Raw genomic sequence first — 17,469 nt, 5'->3', positions numbered from 1 at the left:
GGTGCGGCGTCTCATCTGCCGGTCAGATCCGATACTCGCGCATCACACCCTTGCCGATGATCGTCTTCTGGATCTCACTGGTGCCCTCACCGATGAGCAGGAACGGCGCCTCGCGCATGAGTCGTTCGATCTCGTACTCCTTGGAGTAGCCGTAGCCGCCGTGTATGCGGAAGCTCGCCTGAGTGACCTCCGCGCAGTACTCACTGCACAAGTACTTGGCCATCCCGGCCGCGACGTCGTTGCGCTCCCCGGAGTCCTTCAGTCGGGCGGCGTTGACCATCATCAGGTGCGCGGCTTCGACCTTGGTCGCCATCTCAGCGAGCGAGAACGCAATCGCCTGGTGCTCGGCGATCGGCTTGCCGAAGGTGAACCGCTGCTGGGCGTAACGCGCTGCTAGTTCGAAGGAACGAATCGCGACGCCGCACGCGCGGGCGGACACGTTGACGCGACCGACCTCGACACCGTCCATCATCTGGAAGAACCCGCGCCCGGGCACCCCGCCGAGGACCGTGTCGGCCGAGGTCCGGTAGTTCTCGAAGATCAGCTCGGTGGTGTCGATCCCCTTGTAGCCCATCTTGTCCAGCTTGCCCGGGATCGTCACCCCGGGAACGACCTCGCCGAACCCGGCCGGCTTCTCCACGAGGAACGTGGTGAGATTCTTGTGCGGCTTGTCGGCACCCTCGTCGGTGCGGACCAACGCGGCGACGAGGGTGGAACTACCGCCGTTCGTGAGCCACATCTTCTGGCCGTTGATGACGTAGCCGTCGCCCTCCCGCTTCGCCTTGGTGCGGATCGCGGCGACGTCCGAGCCGAGTTCGGGTTCGGACATCGAGAAGGCGCCGCGGACCTCGCCGGTCGCCATCCTCGGCAGATAGTACTGCTTCTGTTCTTCGGTGCCGTGCTGGCGGATCATGTAGGCGACGATGAAGTGGGTGTTGATCACACCGGAGACACTCATCCAGCCGCGAGCGAGCTCCTCGACACACAACGCATAGGTGAGGAGCGACTCCCCCAGGCCGCCGTACTCCTCGGGGATCATCAGGCCGAACAGCCCCATGTCGCGCATCTTGTCGACGATCGCCTGGGGGTAGGTGTCCGAGTGCTCGAGTGCTTGCGCGTTCGGAATGACCTCCCGGTCCACGAAGGTTCGGACGTTGTCGAGGATGTCGGATTGGAACTCGGTGAGACCGAGGGTTTGGGCGAGGCGGGTCACGCAGGTCCTCCAGTGGGTCGTGGGGCTTGTCGGGACGAAAGGTCTCAGGACCGTTCGGGTGAGCTCATCGAGTGGCCGAGCCTGCGGCGCGTTGCGCCTGTTTGACCAATCCGCCACCGATGATGAGCCGTTGGATCTCGCTGGTGCCCTCGTAAAGGCGCAGCAGACGCACGTCGCGGTAGATCCGTTCGACCGGAACCTCACGCATATAGCCGGTGCCGCCGTGGATCTGGACCGCGAGATCGGCCACGTTGCCGACCATCTCGGTGCAGTACAGCTTTGCCACGGATGGCGCGACCCGACGGTCGGTCTCGTCGACCCACGCGCGAGCGGCGTCGCGCACGAGAGCCCGACCGGCCATCACTCCGGTCTGCTGGTCGGCGAGCATCGCCTGGATGAGCTGGAAGTCGCCGATCGGGACTCCGCCCTGTGTCGCGGTCGCCGCGTAGGCGACGGACTCGTCGAGGGCACGTTGGGCCTGACCGACCGACAGCGCGGCGATGTGTACCCTCCCGCGGGCCAATGAGGTCATCGCGGCCTTGTATCCGACGTCCTCGCTACCGCCGACGAGGGCAGTCGCGGGCACCCGTACGTCGTTGAAGTGCACATCCGCGGTCCATGCACCCTCCTGCCCCATCTTGGCGTCTTTGCCGGCGACGCTGACACCGTCGGTGTCGGCAGGGACGAGGAACACCGCGATGCCGGTACCCTTCTCGTCCGCGGGGCGGGTGCGGGCGAACACGACGAACAAATCCGCGAGCGGGGCATTGGTGATGAAGCGCTTCTCCCCGCTGATCACCCACGCGTCACCATCGCGCACGGCCTTGGTCCGCAGCCCCGAGGGATTCGACCCCGCGCCGGGTTCGGTGAGCGCGAACGACGCGACCACCGCGCCGGAGGCGATCCCCTCGAGCCAGCGCTCTTTCTGCTCGTCGGTGCCGAAGTTGACCAGCACCTGGCCGGCGATGCCGTTGTTGGTTCCGAACATCGAGCGCAGGGCCAGGGTGGTGTAGCCGAGCTCCATCGCAAGCTCCGCGTCCTGCGCGAGGTTCAGGCCGAGGCCGCCCCACTCCTGGGGAATGGCGTAGCCGAAGAGACCCATGTCCTTGGCCGCCTGGCGGATGTCGTCGGGAACCGCGTTGGTGTCGGCGATCTCCTGCTCCCGCGGTACGACCACGGTGCGGACGAACGACCGAGTCTGCGCGAGCATGGCCCGGAAGTCGTCGTCGTCGACCTGAGGGGCATTCGGGGTGGGAGCAATAGTCATGGTGTCACTTTCAGAAACGGTCGGCTGGACGTCCATGTCGACTCCGGTCATGCATGGCGGGAGCGACAAGGTACCGTATCGGACATTACCGATGATATATTCTACATGCTTCACTCGCTGGTACCACCTCATCGATGCGCCGCGATTGCGTCATCGGCATCACCGGAAGGACCTTCATGCCCCACGCACCCGCGTCGCTGGAGAACCGCACCGCGGTCATCACCGGCGCCGCACAAGGAATCGGATTCGCCATCGCCCAGACATTCGTGGACGCGGGCGCCCGCGTCGTCATCGGCGACCTGGACGTCGACGCGGCGGTCGCCGCAGCAGAGAAGCTGGGCGGGCGTGATGTGGCCCGTGCGGTCGGAGCCAACGTGGTGGACAGCGACGACTGGGACAACCTGCTGTCCGAGACCGTCTCGTGGACCGGATCGCTCGATGTGGTCGTGAACAATGCCGGCATCACCCGCGACGCCACCATGCGCACCATGACCGAAGCCGATTTCGACCTGGTGATCGGCGTCCATCTCAAGGGCACATGGAACGGCACACGCAAGGCATCGGCGATCATGCGACAAGCCAAGCGCGGCGCGATCGTCAACATCTCATCCCTGTCCGGAAAGGTGGGGATGGTCGGCCAGACAAACTACTCGGCGGCCAAGGCCGGAATCGTCGGCCTCACCAAGGCCGCAGCGAAAGAGATGGCACACCACGGGGTTCGCGTGAACGCCATCCAGCCCGGCCTCGTCCGATCCGCGATGACCGAGGCCATGCCCCAGAAGGCCTGGGAGCAGAAGATGAGCGAGATCCCGATGGCCCGGGCCGGCGAGGTCGAGGAGATCGCCTCGGTGGCACTGTTCCTCGCCTCGGACATGTCCGCGTACATGACCGGGGCCGTACTCGAGGTCACCGGCGGACGTTTCATGTGAGCCACGCAGTGCCGCTGAAACATCCAGATCACGTCACGTTCTGATCAATTCACTGACGCCTACCGAAGGGAGAGTGACCATGAAGGCACTCCGCTCACTGCTTTTCGTTCCCGCCCACCGCGAGGGATGGGCCGAGAAGGCGATCGCCGCCGGCGCCGACGGCCTGATCCTCGATCTCGAGGATTCCGTGCCCGATCACCTGAAAGACGAGGGCCGCGCCCGCGCCGCCGACACCATCGCCCGTGTCCGCGCGACCGGTTCCGACGTGGGGCTGTACGTACGGGTCAATGCGCTGGACACCGGCGTCACCGGTGATGACATCGCCGCCGTCGCGGTACCCGGCCTGGACGGCCTGTTCCTGCCGAAGTTGTTCGGGGCGAACGATGTTGTGAAGGTCGACGCCCTGGTCAGCCACTTCGAACGACACAACGGCGTGGAGCCGGGCACGATCGAGCTGATCTGCTCGCTCGAAACGGCTGAGTCGTATGCGACCTGCGAACAGATCGCCACTGCATCACCCCGGGTGGCCACGCTCATGGCCGGCACCGCACGCGACGCGGACGTCTCCCGCTCGCTCGGCTTCACCTTCACCCCCAACGGCCACGAGACCCTCTACCTACGCAGCCGAGCACTCCTGGCAGCTCGGTCGAACGGCCTCACGCATCCGCTCGTCGGTGTCTGGCAGGACCTGCAGGACCCCGACGGAGCCCGCGCCTTCTCCGAACAGAACCGGGAGATCGGGTTCCGCGGCCAGGTCCTCATCCACCCGTCGCACATCGCGCTGGCCAACGAGGTCTTCAGCCCGTCGGAGTTCGAGATATCCTTCTACAAGGGCATGATCGAGGCGTTCGACGCCGCGGTCGCCGACGGCCGCGCAGCGGTCACCTACGAGGGCATGCACGTCGACTACGCGCACATCAAGACCGCTCGTGAGGTACTCGCCTACGCCGCCGAGTTCAGCAACTCTCCGGCCTGACCGCCGGGCCGGCACGTCCGAACGCCCTCCACCGTGATCGGTGGAGGGCGTTTCGCGTGACGCGGGCGTACGCAACTTCTGATCTGAATCCGTTGCGCTGCCGCTATTTTCACAGCTATGCACACCGCCGACGCACCATAGGTGCTGGTTCACACCGCGTTCGAGTACTCGGAGGAGGCGTACGGATCTGGGCGTCGCCCGGCTGGGAGCCGTTCGACCACCCGGAGAGCGAGCAGTACCACCGGCCTCTGTTCATCCAGTTACGGCGGCACCGGAGTACCGATCGGCGTCGCCGCGGCGTAAGTCGACGAGTTCGAGCAGCACGTCAGTCCTGCAGCTCGAACGTCCGAGGAATAGTACCGGTCGAACTCCCGGCGGTCCCCGATGTCGCTGAGCAGACGCGCCACCGCCAGCTCGCACCGGGTGATGCGCAATGCGCAACCCCTGATGCCCGCCGCCGACCGGAAGGACGCCGCGGGCGCCGTGGACGTGGACGTAGCTGAGTCGGTAGACGAGCGCCTGCGCAGGAAGTCCAATCCCGCCGAGGCAATTGACACACGATCCCCTGCCACTTCCCGGTTCCCGGAGCGACCGATGGAGCCGATGTCTCACTTCAGGATCACAGGCATAGAGAAAACGCCAGGCGAAATGCGATCTCACCTGGCGTTCTCAGAGTGCGCCCGAAGGGATTCGAACCCCTAACCTTCTGATCCGTAGTCAGATGCTCTATCCGTTGAGCTACGGGCGCGTGCTATTCAGTTGTACCGCCGTCGCCGACCGCGGTGGCGGAGGCGAGAGGATTTGAACCTCCGGTTCCGTTTTAAGCGGAACAACTCATTAGCAGTGAGTCCCATTCGGCCGCTCTGGCACGCCTCCTGTGGCGGAGTCCTTTCGAACTGCCGGACGAAAGGTTACACACCCTGCGCTCGAACAAGCAAACCGTTTGGTCAGAGCCACTTTTTGCCCGTTCGAGGGGTACGCCTACATTGGTCTGGTGAGCTTGCGAATCCGCCCCGATCTCGACGACCTCCCCGTGTACGTACCGGGCAAGACGTTTCCGGGTGCGGTCAAGCTGGCCAGCAACGAGGTCACCGACGGCCCGCTGCCCAGCGTCATCGACGCGATCACCGCCGCCGCGGCCGGAGCCAACCGCTATCCCGACAACGGGATGGTCGAGCTGACCGCCTCGCTCGCCAAACGACTCGGCGTCACCGAGGACGAGATCCAGGTGGGCTGCGGGTCGGTGATCCTCTGCCAGAACCTGATCCTCATCACCAGCGGCCGGGGCGACGAGGTCGTGTTCGGCTGGCGATCCTTCGAGACCTATCCGCTCGCGACGCGCGTCGCCGGCGCGACACCGGTCCAGGTGCCGCTGACCGGCGACCTCACCCACGATCTGCGCGCCATGGCCGCCGCCGTCACCGACCGCACCCGCCTGATCTTCGTCTGCAACCCGAACAATCCGACCGGAACCGTCGTGGAGGCCGCCGACCTCCACGAGTTCCTCACCCGGGTGCCGTCGGACGTCATCGTCGCGCTCGACGAGGCGTACTTCGAGTACCAGCGTCTGCCCGCGCCCCAGGCCTACGACGCGCTTCAGCTGCGTCGTGAGTTCCCGAACCTCGTGATCCTGCGGACCTTCTCCAAGGCGTACGGCCTCGCCGGTCTCCGCATCGGCTACGCCGTCGCCGACCCTGAGATCATCACCGCGCTCGGCAAGGTGCATGTGCCGTTCTCGGTGAGCAGCGTCGCCCAGGCCGCCGCGGTCGCCAGCCTCGACGCCGGGGACGAACTCCTGGCGCGCACCGACGCGGTGGTCGCCGAACGCGCCCGCGTCACCGAGCGGCTACGCGCCGCGGGGTACCGCGTACCCGACTCACAAGCGAACTTCGTCTGGCTCGACCTCGGCGCGTCGAGCATGGACTTCGCGCGGGCCTGCGTCGACGCCGGCGTGGTCGTGCGGCCGTTCGCCGGTGACGGTGTACGAGTCACCGTCACCAACTCCGACGAAGACGACGCCTTCCTGCGTTTCGCCGAGAGCTGGGACGGTTCGCGCGGTTGAGCGGCGTCGGGTCACCAGGGGCCTCGATCGCGGCCCTCGGGTAGCCCCTCGGGCCTACTCGGCCGGCGGGGTTGCCCGGCGGGAATTCCGGTTACAGTCCCCGCTCGAGGACCGGCCAGAGCACTTCCAGATCGCGTTCCCAGTAGGCCCAGGTGTGGGTGCCGATGAGTCGGAAGCCGTCGGTGTACGGCACGCGTGCGGCCCGCATGGTGATGGCGAACTCGAGTGAGCAGCGGTAGGCACCGAGTTCCAGCGCCGACGATGACGCCGTCACCACCTCGCGGGGACCTTCCTCCGGCTCGATCCGGCGCTGGAGGTCGAGAGGGCCGACCGCACCCGAACCCGCCGAGATGAAGAGGTTCTTGCCGCGCAGCTTGTCCAGGTGCAGGCTCGGGTCGTGGGCGCGCCAGCCTGCGGAACCGAAGGGCCCCCACATGTTGGTGGCGTCGCCGCCGTCGCGGCCGACCGTGGTGCGCACATAGGCCTCGTTGAGCGGACCGGACACCGGTGGGCAACCGCTGAGCGAGGCGACGCCCGTGTACATCTCCGGGTGGCGGATGGCCAGCGCGAAAGCGGCCTGCCCACCCATCGACAGCCCGATGACGGCGTTCTTGCCGTTACCGTCGAATCTGCTGTTGATCAGCGGCGGCAGTTCCCTGGTCAGGAAGGTCTCCCACATCGGCTTGCCGAGCGCGGCGTCCTTCTTCTGCCAATCGGTGTAGAAGGTGCCCTTGCCGCCCGCCGGCAGCACCACGTTGACGTTCTTGCCGGCGAAGAAGGCGCCCGCGCGACCTTTGGTGATCCAGTCGCTGACGTCGCCTTCGTTGCCGGCGCCGTCGAGCATGTAGACCGTGGACCGCGGTGTCGACGACCCGGCCGGGCTGAGGACCGACAGTTTGATGCGCTGGCCCATCGACGGCGACTGGACCCAGACGTCGGTGCGCAGGGCGCTCTGTTTGACCGTCTTCGCGATCCGTGCGGCCGGACTGGGAGCGGCCTGCGCGACGGCCGGTGACAGCACAGCCGTGACCAGCAGACACACCAAGCCCGCAAGTAACCGACTCGACATCTGGCCAACTCCCTCACCCGGCAGCACCCCGACCGCACCGGAAGTCATCTCACCCCGCTGTGTCCGCGTCGGCCGACGGGTTCGGCGAGCCGGACACCTAGACTGTCAGACTACCTGTCACCCACCGAAGTGTGAGGGTCACAACAACGACCACTCACCGTCGGGTCGCTGTCCCCGAGCGAAAGTCCACGATGCAGAACTCACCGCCCGCTCAGCCTGCAGACCTCGATACACACGACGGACCCGACACAGACGGACTGGGCCCCGGGGAATTCGCCTTCGTCGCCGAGGTCGGGGTCCGGTGGTCGGACATGGACGCCTTCGGCCACATCAATCACGCCCGGATGGTGACGCTGATGGAGGAGGCTCGCATCGAGTGGCTTCTCAGCGCGGGCGAGGACTACGCCCCGCTCATCACCAGCGCGATGATCGTCCACGTCGACATCCGTTACCAGGCCCAACTTCGCCACGACGACTCGCCACTGCGAATCGGCATGTGGATCAAGACATTTCGTTCAGTGGACTTCACCATCGGGTACGAGATCCGCGGCGCCGACGCCGCGCCGGCCGACCGCCCGGCCTGCGTGGCGAGCACCCAGATGGCCGTCGTCGACATCGAGAAGCACACCTTGAGGCGACTCACGCCCGGGGAGAAGAGTTATCTCACCGCGTGGTCACGACGGCTCGTACCGGGCCGGTAGTTCGCGCGGCACCGCGGGCGAGATCCGGGCGATGTTGCCCTGCAACACATCCCGGTAGATCCTGAGCTGCTCCTCACCGCTGCGGACCTGCTCGGTGAGGCGTTTGGCGTTGTCGACCGAGATCTCCCGGTCTCCCGACCGCGCGATCAGGGCGTCGATGCGGTCGTCGAGGGTTGAGGCCTTGTTGTACTCGGCGAGGATCTGCAGTTCGACGGCAGCCGATTCGACCACGTGCGCGACCTCGCCGAGCGCCTGTACCCGGTCGATGAGCTCGGTCCACACCGGACGCAGCGTCGTCTCACGCTGGTCGATCTGAGCCGCGAAGGTGCGGTCGAAGCCCCCGTTGCGTTTCGCACGGTCGAGGTCGATCCGGACGGCGCGCAGGCCGATGACGTCGGCCGCGATCTCGGCGAGTTCGGCATGCAGGTTCACCTGGGTGCGCTGGACCTCGAAATGGTCCGAACGCCACGCCGGATTGTTGAGGATGCGGTCGTAGTAGTGGCCCGCGATGAACAGCAGGGTCTCGTAACCGTCGACGAAGACCGCCGCACGCGGCGCACCCGCCTGGGGTTCGCGGACACCGGCGGACAGGAACTGATCCGCCCACTGCCCGGCCTGCGTATTGCCCGATTTCGAGGCGACCTGCCCGACGACGCCGGCTATCCGGTCGAACGCGGCGGTGCCGGCGCGTCGAACATAGCTCGACGCGTTGACGTTGGGGGTCGGCGTGCACAGCAGGCCCGAGAACAACCGGTCCCGCTCCTCGATTTCGAGGTAGACGTTCTCGCGACGTTCGCGACGAATCGCGCGGGTACCCGACGCGAAGACCCCCTTGGCGGTCACGACCTGTTTGCGCGCGTCCTCCCGGCGACGCTGGAGCCCGTTGAGCCGGTTGCGCATCACCGCACCCACCACACTCGGTACCACCGGGTTCGACAGCTGATGTTCGAGCTGGACGATGGCGCGCTGCAGGCGGCGCAGATCGCCGAATCCGGCGGGCATCGACGGCATCGGACGGCCCGTCGAGATCCGTCGGACCACGATCGCACGCCCGCCCGGGGTGAGGTAGCCGGCGGCGATGAGAAGCGCGGCGGTGTCGGACAGTTCACGCCGCTCACCCGGTACCACGGAGCGGTCGCACCACTCACGGATCTGCTCGCTCGTGCGGGCCGGCATCACCCGATGCCCTCTGGAGCTGCTGTCGACCATGCCACGCCGCCTTAACCTGGGAGAACCGGCATCCGCGCCGAACCACAGACACCGGCATCGATGCTACCCGCGCCCGGCGACCCGCTCGGGTGGTCACGGTCACCTCTGCCTGTCGGACCACCGGATCGCGTCTGCGGTGTCACGATGTGCTCATGACAGAGTCCCTCTCGGAGACCACGGAACCGTGCGGCGTCGAGCGCGTCCGAGGTCAGATATGGCGGGACGGCGAGCCGGTGGACGGGTTCGACCTGGGGGCGATCTCGGACTGCCTCGACGCCGACGGCACCCTCATCTGGGCCGACCTCGAGTGCCCGACCCATGAGACGCTGTCGCGCCTCGCCACCGAACTCGACCTCGATCCGTTCGCGATCGAGGACAGCGTCGCCGCCGCCGAGCGGGTGAAGACGGTGAGCTACGCCGGCCACACGTTTGTCATGGTCTACGCCATCGCGCTGAACGACGGAGACAGTGATTCTACAGCCGGTGATTCAACAGCCGGTGATTCGACAGCCGGTGACTCCGGGCCCGATCCGGACGCGACGCCGACCGGGCTCAGCGCGTCGGGCGGCCGACGTGCGCGCATGTTCGATCTCCACCGCATCTCCGTCTTCGTAAAACGCAACGCACTCATCACAGTGCGACGGACCTCCCTCATGGACATGGACGAGGTGGTCCGGCGCTGGTCGGACAGCGGTGCGATGCAGTACGGCATGGGCGCGCTCGTGCACGGGCTGCTCGACGTCGTCGTCGACGGACATTTCGACGCCGTGCAGCGACTCGACGACGAGATCGAGGACCTCGAGGCACTGCTGTTCGACGAACGTGTCCCCGGCCGCGACCTTCAGCGCCGAACTTACGATCTGCGTAGGGATCTCGTCATCCTGCGCCGTGTGGTGCTGCCGATGCGCGAGGTGATCGCCGGGATCCAGCGGCGTCGTTTCGACAACAATGCGCCACCCGAGCTCGACCCGCATTTCTCCGACCTCTACGACCACGCACTGCGCGCGTCCGAATGGACAGAATCGTTGCGGGACATGATCACCACGGTGTTCGAGACCAGTCTGACCCTCGCCGACGCCCGCCTCAACACCGTGATGAAGAAGTTGACGGCATGGGCGGCCATCATTGCCGTGCCCACCGCCATCACCGGCTTCTACGGCCAAAATGTCCCGTTCCCCGGCTATCTGAACACCTCGGGGTTCGTCATGAGCATCTTGCTGATCATCGTGGTGGTCGTGGCCCTGTACTTCTCGTTCCGACGCCGCGACTGGTTGTGAGGTGGCGATGCAGGCCCCGGCCATCACGATCGAAGGACTGACCAAGCGTTTCGGTGCGGTGACCGCGGTCGACGATCTGTCGTTCACGGTGGCACCCGGTCGCGTCACCGGCTTCCTCGGACCGAACGGCTCCGGCAAGACCACGACGCTGCGCATGCTGCTCGGGCTGGTCGAACCGTCGGCGGGCCGCGCCCTCATCGGCGATCGTCCGTTCCGCCGGATCGCACGTCCCGCCCAACACGTCGGGGCCGCGCTCGAGGCGTCGAGCTTCCACCCCGGGCGCACCGGGCTCGGTCACCTCAAGGCACTGGCCCCGCAAGTGGGGGTGCCGACGTCGCGGTGCCGCGACGTGCTGGACTTCGTCGGACTCACCCCGGCCGCCGACCGGCGGGTCGGCGGGTACTCGATGGGGATGCGTCAACGGCTCGGACTGGCCACCGCACTGCTCGGCGACCCGCAGATCATCCTGCTCGACGAGCCGGCCAACGGCCTCGACCCGCAGGGCATCGTCTGGCTCCGCGGGCTGTTGCGCTCGCTGGCGCACGAGGGCCGGACCGTACTGGTGTCCAGCCACGTGCTCGCCGAAGTGCGCAGCACCGTCGACGATGTCGTCGTGATCGGCAGCGGCAAGCTGGTCCGGGCGTCGACGCTGACCGATTTCGAGGCACTCGCCGAGCGATCCGTCGAGGTCCGGACACCCGCGCGGGCGTCGTTCGTCGCGCTGGCAACCGAACGCGGTTGGCGCCTGGAGGACACGCATGACGGATTCCGTATCCACGACGCCGACGCCGCGACCGTCGGCGCCGCCGCCTTCGCCGCGGGTCTCGAACTCCATCAGCTCGCCGACGTCGGCGCCGACCTCGAATCCGTGTTCCTTCGACTCACGAGTTCCTCGGATGCACCGACCAGCCATCTCGCACCCGGAGGTGGGCCATCGGCGGCCGACCCGGCCCCCGCCGTCGAATCACGGGAGGAGGGCCGGTGAGGGCGGCGCTGATCGCGGAGTACCGCAAGTTCACCTCCACCAGGATGTGGTGGGTGCTGCTCATCGCGATGATCGCCTACCTGGGGTTCATCGGTGCCGCACTGGCCTTCTCGATGACCGCCGACAGTTCAGTGGAACAGCCGACCACCCTGGTCGGTGCTGATCTCGCGCGCTCGATCTACTCGCTCACCAGTCCGATCGGGTACGTCTTCGCGCTGGTGATCGGCAGTCTCGCGGTGACCGGTGAATTCCGGCACAAGACCATCACCGCCAGCCTTCTGGTGGAGCCACGGCGCGGAGTCCTGTTGGTGGCCAAGCTGATCGCCGGCATCCCGATGGGCCTGCTGTACGGCATCCTCGGCACCCTCGCCGTGGTTGCCACGGCCGCGCCGGTTCTCGCCGGACTCGGCGACGGCGCGTTCCTGACCGACGGCTCGACCATCGAGGTCATCGTGCTGTCGATGCTGGTGATGGTGCTGTGGACGGCGATGGGTGTCGCCTTCGGCGCGGTGGTCTCCAATCAGGTTGCGGCCATTGTCATCCTGCTGGCGTTCACCCAGCTCGTCGAACCCATTGCGCGCATCGCCCTGGCGTCGTTCGACGTCACGTCGTCGGTGTCGAAGTTCCTGCCCGGCTCGGCAGCGGACGCCCTGATCGGGTCGAGCTTCTTCGCCTCGATGGGAGACGGCGGTGGCGACCTGCTCCCGCAGTGGGCCGGCGCGGTGGTGATGCTGGTCTACATCGCCGCCTTCGCCGTCATCGGCCGGTACACGACGTTCCGGCGCGACATCGCCTGATCCACTGCACACCGGACGTTCCGCGGCGACTGTCGTGGGGGACCGGTTGCGTGGCTCAGCCGAGCTGATCGGAGATCTTGCGCAGGCTGCTCACCGACCCGAGCGCCTCGGCGAGGTCGATCGGGGTGCGTTGACACCCGACCCGACCCTGACCGGGATCCCTCGAAAGTTGGGGGTCCACTCGGTCTTCTCCCCGATGCACTCGGTGCCCGGCCCTCAATAGCGTTGGGTCAAACCTGGCAATTCGCACCGAAGGCTGGAGCATGACCACCACCGAAACGCCCACCCCACTGCCCACCGACAACCCACAGTCCACCGACGATGCCGCCGAGGACCCGTGGACAGTTCGACCGTGGACAGCGTTCCACCGCATCGGTTTTCGATTCCTGTTCCTGTACACCGCCTTGTTCTGCCTGATCTTCGCGCAGATCACCTTCGTCTACACCGGAATCCTCGGCACTCTGCTGCCCGACGACGCCATCATCTGGCAGATGACCGCTCTCGCACCGGCGTTGAGCTGGGTCGGCCACAACGTCTTCGGCGTCGACGCAACGCTTCGGATGGATTCGGGCAGCGGCGACCAGACCGCGATCTGGATCCTGATGTTCTGCATCCTCGTCGCGGCGGCGGCCCTCACCGCCGTCTGGTCGTTCCTCGACCGCAACCGTCCCGGCTACACACGCCTGAGCGCATGGTGGATGACCTTCCTCCGGTTGTGCCTGGGCGGCCAGATGCTCTTCTACGGCTTCGCCAAGCTCATCCCGTCGCAGATGCCGCCGCCGTCGCTGTCCGCACTCCTGCAGCCCTACGGGGAGTTCAGTCCGGCGTCGGTGTTGTGGCTGCAGGTCGGCAGTTCACCCGTCTACGAGATGCTGCTCGGCGGGGTCGAGGTGCTGGGCGGCATCCTGCTGTTCTGGACGCGGACGACCACTCTGGGCGTCCTCGTCAGCTTCGTCGCGATGGTGCAGGTCTTCATCTTGAACATGACCTTCGACGTGCCGGTCAAGATCTTGTCCGCACATCTGGTGCTGCTGTCGTTGATCCTGCTGGCCCCTCAGTTCAAAAACCTCTTCGCGATGTTCGTACTGGAACGGCCCGCCTCGGCGCCGGTGACACCGCGGCTGTTCGACACCCCGGAGCGCAATCGGTGGTCCACGCGCGTCCAGATCCTGCTCGGCGTGTGGGTGGTGCTCGGCACCGCGCAGATCAGCTGGTCGGGCTGGCACGAGTACGGCTCGGCGGCGCCGAAGACCGAACTGTACGGGATCTGGGAGGTACGGCAGTTCTCACTGGACGGGCGCGAGGTACCGCCGCTGACCACCGATCAGGACCGTTGGCGCCGGGTCGTCTTCGAGGTGCCCGGGGCCGTCACGGTGCAGCAGATGAACGCCGATCTGGTGACACGGCCTGCCGTCGTCGACGTCGACCGCGGGATCATCGAGCTACCCGCGCCGGAGTCGGCCGAACCTGCCGCGTCGCTGCGGTTCGAGCGGCCCGCCGAGGACAGACTCGTCCTTTCCGGGAGCCTCGACGGACAGCAGGCCCTCATCGTTCTCGACCGGTTCGACGAGAACTCCCTGCCACTGCTCGGTCGCGGCTTCCACTGGGTTCAGGAAGAGCCGTATTTCCGGTGAGACCCGACCCTCATGCCGGTCGTGTGACGGTCGACGCCAGGCTCTGCCCGATCCACGACGGCACGTCTCGAGCCACCGAGGCCGACGCCTGGATCTCGATGCGATTGCTGCCGAGCGCGTACCGCCAGTCGATGTCGCCGCGCCAGACCTCGGTCAGAGTTCGCAGATCGGTCAACACGGTGGCGTCGAGGTCGTAGCCGGGGTCGAAGTCGCACACCTGCGCCTCACCGCCGGCCACCACGAGCCACCACGTGCTCGCCTTGCCGACCACATCGTCAAACCTGAACTGCACCATGGTGCGTCGCCTCGGCCACCGGTCCACGGGAACGGTGCGGTGCATGTCCCACAGGAGCAGATGCGGGTCCAGGTCGGCATCGCCGAGCTCGCCGATCCACCGGACACCCCACGCGCTCAACGCTTCCACCACGGTCGCCAGTTCCTCCCCCATGTCCGTCAGCGTGTACACCGAACGACCGCCGATCACGTTCCGGTTGATCACCCCGGCACGTTCGAGACCACGTAACCGCTTGGTCAGGAGTGCAGGCGACATCTTGGGAACGCCTCGTCGAAGTTCATTGAAATGCCTACTGCCCAAGAGGAGTTCGCGGACGACGAGAATAGTCCAGCGCTCATCGAGCAACTCCATCGACTTGGCCACCGGACAGAATTGTCCATACGACGACATCGCAGCCTCCCAGCGTCACTGTTCGGAGTACGCAGCTGCCCCCCACAGCAGTTGATCCGGGTACAGCGGTTGAACCGAGGACCCGGGTGGTCCAAGTACACACCTGTCACTGCGCGAAGACCAGTACAGAATCTGAATCACCACCGGTACAGATCCTGGTCTGGAAGGCGAGGTGCGCGCCGTCGGATGCTGATGGGTGTCCGGCCACGTCGGCCGGGCGGCGACCCGCCACCACGACGAGCACGAGGACTCCTCATCATGACCACGACACAACCCACCCCGATCGACGCCGAGATCAAGGCCCGCCACCGCAAGCTGTGGGCGTCGGGCGACTATCCCGCAGTCGCCGGTCTCATCGCCCCACTGGGTCGACGTCTCGTCGACGCGCTGCACATCGAGCCCAAGCAGAAGGTGGTCGACGTCGCCGCCGGAGCAGGTAACGTCGCGGTCCCGGCGGCGCAGGCCGGTGGGCACGTCGTCGCCACCGACCTCACACCAGAACTGCTCGAGACCGGCGAGTCGCGACACCGCGACCTGGGCATCACCTGGCGCACCGCAGACGCCGAGGACCTCCCGTTCGACGACGACGACTTCGATGTCGCGACCTCCTGCGTGGGCGTGATGTTCGCACCGAACCACCAGAAGTGTGCCGACGAACTCGTCCGCGTCGTCCGACCGGACGGACAGATCGGGCTGATCAACTGGACGCCGACGGGTTTCATCGGCGAACTGCTGGGAGTGCTGAAGCCCTACGCGCCGCCGCCTCCCCCCGGGGCCCGCCCCGGCCCGCTGTGGGGTGACGCCGACCATGTGCGATCACTGTTCGGCGAGCGGGTCTCCGACCATCAGTTCACCACTGCCACTGTGGAAATCGATGATTTCACCGACGGCGCGGCGTTCCGGGACTTCTTCAAGGCGCATTACGGACCGACGATCATGACGTATCGCAACATCGGGGACGACGCCGCACGTGTCGCCGAGCTCGATGCAGCGATCGCCGCCCACGCTGACCGGTACATCACCAACGGGCGAATGGAGTGGGAGTACCTGCAGGCGGTGATGACGGTGGCGTGAGCTCGGCACAGAGTGCGGGATACACATCGCCACACCGATACGAATCCCTCACTTCGACTGTGGACCGAACGCTCTCAACATCGCGTCGACCAGTGCGTCGGCATAGTCATCGGTCAGTGGACCCGCTCGGTGCAGCCACCGCTGGAAGAGTGGCGCATAGAGAACCGCGAGAGCGAGGTCGAGGTCGGCGGCCGAATCCAGCTGCCCGGCACGCTGCGCACTGCGGAGACGCGCCCGCTTCGCCTCCTCCAGCGGCCCGGCCAGCTTTTCGTGGTACTCGGCCGCCAGGTCGGCATCGTTGACGATCTCGGCGTTGACCGCCCGGATCAACCGATCGAAGGCGGGATCGGCGAACTCCGCGACGGTGGCCCGCATGACCGTCTTGAGGTCGGCCTCGAGATCCCCGCTGTCCGGCAACGAAATCGATTGACCGTCACCGTGTTCACTGAGCGCCAGCACCGCGGCGAGGACCACAGCACTCTTCGACGGCCATCGACGATAGATCGTCTGCTTGCCCACCCCCGCCCGTGCCGCGATCGCCTCGACCGTGACCTTGTCGTACGGCGCCTCGGCAACCAGCGCCCGGGCCGCCCCGAGGATCGCCTGCCGGGAGCGTTCCTTGCGGCGTGAATGATCCGGACCCTTCATCTCTGACACCCGTCGAGCCTAGCCAGAAGTAAACGAGACGCAACGTATTGATTAGTCGGGCCGAGGGCGGTAAGTTCCCCTACCGAGACGGATCGTCTCGTTTAGTGGAGGGGAATCCATGTCACACACCCGAGTGTGGTTCGTCACCGGCGCGTCGAGGGGCCTGGGCAGGGCGTTCACCGAAGCCGCTCTCGCGAACGGCGACCGGGTGATCGCGGCGGCCCGCAACGTCGAGCCCCTGGATCGGCTGGCCGAAGCGCACCCGGGTCGACTCGTCCCGCTGGCGTTGGACGTCACCGATCGTCGAGCGGTGTTCACCGGCGTCGAGCAGGCAGTCGCGGCATTCGGCCGGCTCGACATCGTGGTCAACAATGCCGGCGCGATGCTGTACGGGATGGTCGAAGAAGCCACCGAAGAGCAGATCCGGGCGCACCTGGACGTCAACTTCTTCGGGGCGGTCTGGGTGGCACAGGCAGTGGTCCCGCATCTTCGCGCCCAGGGCGGCGGGCGAATCCTCCAGGTCACCTCGATGGGCAGCGGCGTCGGGATGGCCACGGTCGGGTTCTACGGTGCGGGCAAGGCCGCACTGGACTCGGTCAGCGAAGCACTGGCCATGGAGGTCGCCGGCTTCGGGATCGAGGTCACCATCCTGCAGATGGGCGGTTACAACACCGGCCTCTTCACAACCGGCATGACCACCACCGAACCGATGTCGGAGTATCGGGACCTGCGCTCGGAGATGGAGCAGATGTGGGGCGACGACGTGTCGCCGGAGCCCAGCACCGTCGTCCCGACGCTCCTGGAACTGGTCGCACTGCCCGACCCGCCGCGTCGACTGATCGTCGGCAGCGAGTCCTTCGGCCATGTCCTGGCGATGGAACAGTCCCGCATCGACGACTATCTGAAGTGGGAGCACCTCAGTCGGCTCGCACCGGGGTGACAA

The 17,469-nt window shown here is 66.5% G+C and carries 17 protein-coding genes and 2 tRNA genes; 10 read left to right on the top strand and 9 right to left on the bottom strand.

All coding sequences use genetic code 11. The annotated features are described in order from the left end of the window. Positions 1–22: 22 nt before the first annotated feature. Together H1R19_RS01455 and H1R19_RS01450 are read right to left on the bottom strand one after the other, a co-directional pair. A complete protein-coding gene (locus tag H1R19_RS01455; protein ID WP_188330889.1) occupies positions 23–1,213 on the bottom strand; it encodes an acyl-CoA dehydrogenase family protein in 1,191 nt (396 codons plus the stop codon). A gap of 64 nt (positions 1,214–1,277) precedes the next feature. Further along, positions 1,278–2,480: an acyl-CoA dehydrogenase family protein gene (locus tag H1R19_RS01450; RefSeq protein ID WP_188330888.1), complete on the bottom strand. Its 1,203-nt coding sequence runs from the start codon at positions 2,478–2,480 to the stop codon at positions 1,278–1,280. A gap of 176 nt (positions 2,481–2,656) precedes the next feature. Here H1R19_RS01450 and fabG point away from each other — a divergent pair, with 176 nt between their 5' ends. Together fabG and H1R19_RS01440 are read left to right on the top strand one after the other, a co-directional pair. Continuing rightward, positions 2,657–3,409: a 3-oxoacyl-ACP reductase FabG gene (gene fabG, locus H1R19_RS01445; protein WP_188330887.1), complete on the top strand. Its 753-nt coding sequence runs from the start codon at positions 2,657–2,659 to the stop codon at positions 3,407–3,409. A 79-nt stretch (positions 3,410–3,488) separates the two neighbouring features. Next, complete coding sequence (locus H1R19_RS01440) at positions 3,489–4,385, top strand: HpcH/HpaI aldolase/citrate lyase family protein (RefSeq protein WP_188330886.1); 897 nt, start codon at positions 3,489–3,491, stop codon at positions 4,383–4,385. 675 nt (positions 4,386–5,060) lie between these two features. Here H1R19_RS01440 and H1R19_RS01435 read toward each other — a convergent pair. Further along, positions 5,061–5,133: transfer RNA gene (locus tag H1R19_RS01435), tRNA-Arg, on the bottom strand. 35 nt (positions 5,134–5,168) lie between these two features. After that, positions 5,169–5,261: transfer RNA gene (locus tag H1R19_RS01430), tRNA-Ser, on the bottom strand. 118 nt (positions 5,262–5,379) lie between these two features. Here H1R19_RS01430 and hisC point away from each other — a divergent pair. Further along, the gene (gene hisC / locus H1R19_RS01425) at positions 5,380–6,447 is read left to right on the top strand and encodes a histidinol-phosphate transaminase (protein WP_188330885.1); all 1,068 of its coding nucleotides are present in this window, start codon (positions 5,380–5,382) and stop codon (positions 6,445–6,447) included. Between the two features lie 91 nt (positions 6,448–6,538). Here the strand turns inward: hisC and H1R19_RS01420 are convergent, their stop codons facing one another. Then, on the bottom strand, positions 6,539–7,516 hold the full coding sequence (locus H1R19_RS01420) for an alpha/beta hydrolase (RefSeq protein ID WP_188330983.1): 978 nt from the start codon (positions 7,514–7,516) through the stop codon (positions 6,539–6,541). A 191-nt stretch (positions 7,517–7,707) separates the two neighbouring features. On the opposite strand from H1R19_RS01420, the gene H1R19_RS01415 reads away from it, so the two are divergent. Next, positions 7,708–8,217, top strand: a complete 510-nt coding sequence (locus tag H1R19_RS01415; RefSeq protein ID WP_188330884.1) for an acyl-CoA thioesterase — start codon at positions 7,708–7,710, stop codon at positions 8,215–8,217. Here H1R19_RS01415 and H1R19_RS01410 read toward each other — a convergent pair. Next, a complete protein-coding gene (locus H1R19_RS01410) occupies positions 8,191–9,426 on the bottom strand; it encodes a hypothetical protein (protein WP_188330883.1) in 1,236 nt (411 codons plus the stop codon). The genes H1R19_RS01415 and H1R19_RS01410 overlap by 27 nt on opposite strands. A gap of 152 nt (positions 9,427–9,578) precedes the next feature. Here H1R19_RS01410 and H1R19_RS01405 point away from each other — a divergent pair, with 152 nt between their 5' ends. From H1R19_RS01405 to H1R19_RS01395, 3 genes are read left to right on the top strand one after another with little or no spacing between them, the layout of a single operon-like run. Beyond that, positions 9,579–10,703 (top strand): magnesium transporter CorA family protein, encoded by a 1,125-nt coding sequence (locus H1R19_RS01405; RefSeq protein ID WP_188330882.1) that lies wholly within the window; start codon positions 9,579–9,581, stop codon positions 10,701–10,703. 7 nt (positions 10,704–10,710) lie between these two features. Then, on the top strand, positions 10,711–11,688 hold the full coding sequence (locus H1R19_RS01400; RefSeq protein ID WP_188330881.1) for an ABC transporter ATP-binding protein: 978 nt from the start codon (positions 10,711–10,713) through the stop codon (positions 11,686–11,688). Continuing rightward, complete coding sequence (locus H1R19_RS01395) at positions 11,685–12,485, top strand: ABC transporter permease subunit (protein WP_188330880.1); 801 nt, start codon at positions 11,685–11,687, stop codon at positions 12,483–12,485. Before H1R19_RS01400 ends, H1R19_RS01395 begins: the two co-directional genes overlap by 4 nt. A gap of 55 nt (positions 12,486–12,540) precedes the next feature. Here H1R19_RS01395 and H1R19_RS23330 read toward each other — a convergent pair whose 3' ends face one another. Continuing rightward, positions 12,541–12,666, bottom strand: a complete 126-nt coding sequence (locus H1R19_RS23330; protein WP_257865695.1) for a hypothetical protein — start codon at positions 12,664–12,666, stop codon at positions 12,541–12,543. Between the two features lie 82 nt (positions 12,667–12,748). Between H1R19_RS23330 and H1R19_RS01390 the strand changes: the two genes are divergently transcribed. Beyond that, positions 12,749–14,119, top strand: coding sequence for a DoxX family protein (locus H1R19_RS01390; protein WP_223205497.1), 1,371 nt, complete (start codon positions 12,749–12,751; stop codon positions 14,117–14,119). Positions 14,120–14,129: 10 nt separating this feature from the next. On the opposite strand, the gene H1R19_RS01385 is transcribed toward H1R19_RS01390, so the two are convergent. Continuing rightward, a complete protein-coding gene (locus H1R19_RS01385; protein ID WP_188330879.1) occupies positions 14,130–14,804 on the bottom strand; it encodes a winged helix-turn-helix transcriptional regulator in 675 nt (224 codons plus the stop codon). 258 nt (positions 14,805–15,062) lie between these two features. On the opposite strand from H1R19_RS01385, the gene H1R19_RS01380 reads away from it, so the two are divergent. Next, positions 15,063–15,878 (top strand): class I SAM-dependent methyltransferase, encoded by an 816-nt coding sequence (locus tag H1R19_RS01380; protein WP_188330878.1) that lies wholly within the window; start codon positions 15,063–15,065, stop codon positions 15,876–15,878. 48 nt (positions 15,879–15,926) lie between these two features. Here the strand turns inward: H1R19_RS01380 and H1R19_RS01375 are convergent, their stop codons facing one another. Beyond that, positions 15,927–16,526, bottom strand: a complete 600-nt coding sequence (locus H1R19_RS01375) for a TetR/AcrR family transcriptional regulator (protein ID WP_219851494.1) — start codon at positions 16,524–16,526, stop codon at positions 15,927–15,929. A gap of 118 nt (positions 16,527–16,644) precedes the next feature. Here H1R19_RS01375 and H1R19_RS01370 point away from each other — a divergent pair, with 118 nt between their 5' ends. Beyond that, positions 16,645–17,466, top strand: a complete 822-nt coding sequence (locus H1R19_RS01370; RefSeq protein WP_188330877.1) for an SDR family NAD(P)-dependent oxidoreductase — start codon at positions 16,645–16,647, stop codon at positions 17,464–17,466. The last annotated feature ends 3 nt before the right edge of the window (positions 17,467–17,469 follow it).

The sequence above is a fragment of the Gordonia jinghuaiqii genome, from assembly GCF_014041935.1.
Lineage (GTDB): Bacteria > Actinomycetota > Actinomycetes > Mycobacteriales > Mycobacteriaceae > Gordonia > Gordonia jinghuaiqii.
This window is presented reverse-complemented; position numbering and strand designations above follow the sequence as displayed.

Coding starts and splice junctions, on each gene's coding strand:
- H1R19_RS01450 (WP_188330888.1), bottom strand. CDS start 2,480: ATGACTATTGCTCCCACCCCGAATGCCCCTCAGGTCGACGACGACGAC.
- fabG (WP_188330887.1), top strand. CDS start 2,657: ATGCCCCACGCACCCGCGTCGCTGGAGAACCGCACCGCGGTCATCACC.
- H1R19_RS01440 (WP_188330886.1), top strand. CDS start 3,489: ATGAAGGCACTCCGCTCACTGCTTTTCGTTCCCGCCCACCGCGAGGGA.
- H1R19_RS01420 (WP_188330983.1), bottom strand. CDS start 7,516: ATGTCGAGTCGGTTACTTGCGGGCTTGGTGTGTCTGCTGGTCACGGCT.
- H1R19_RS01415 (WP_188330884.1), top strand. CDS start 7,708: ATGCAGAACTCACCGCCCGCTCAGCCTGCAGACCTCGATACACACGAC.
- H1R19_RS01410 (WP_188330883.1), bottom strand. CDS start 9,426: ATGGTCGACAGCAGCTCCAGAGGGCATCGGGTGATGCCGGCCCGCACG.
- H1R19_RS01405 (WP_188330882.1), top strand. CDS start 9,579: ATGACAGAGTCCCTCTCGGAGACCACGGAACCGTGCGGCGTCGAGCGC.
- H1R19_RS01400 (WP_188330881.1), top strand. CDS start 10,711: ATGCAGGCCCCGGCCATCACGATCGAAGGACTGACCAAGCGTTTCGGT.
- H1R19_RS01390 (WP_223205497.1), top strand. CDS start 12,749: ATGACCACCACCGAAACGCCCACCCCACTGCCCACCGACAACCCACAG.
- H1R19_RS01385 (WP_188330879.1), bottom strand. CDS start 14,804: ATGTCGTCGTATGGACAATTCTGTCCGGTGGCCAAGTCGATGGAGTTG.
- H1R19_RS01380 (WP_188330878.1), top strand. CDS start 15,063: ATGACCACGACACAACCCACCCCGATCGACGCCGAGATCAAGGCCCGC.
- H1R19_RS01375 (WP_219851494.1), bottom strand. CDS start 16,526: ATGAAGGGTCCGGATCATTCACGCCGCAAGGAACGCTCCCGGCAGGCG.
- H1R19_RS01370 (WP_188330877.1), top strand. CDS start 16,645: ATGTCACACACCCGAGTGTGGTTCGTCACCGGCGCGTCGAGGGGCCTG.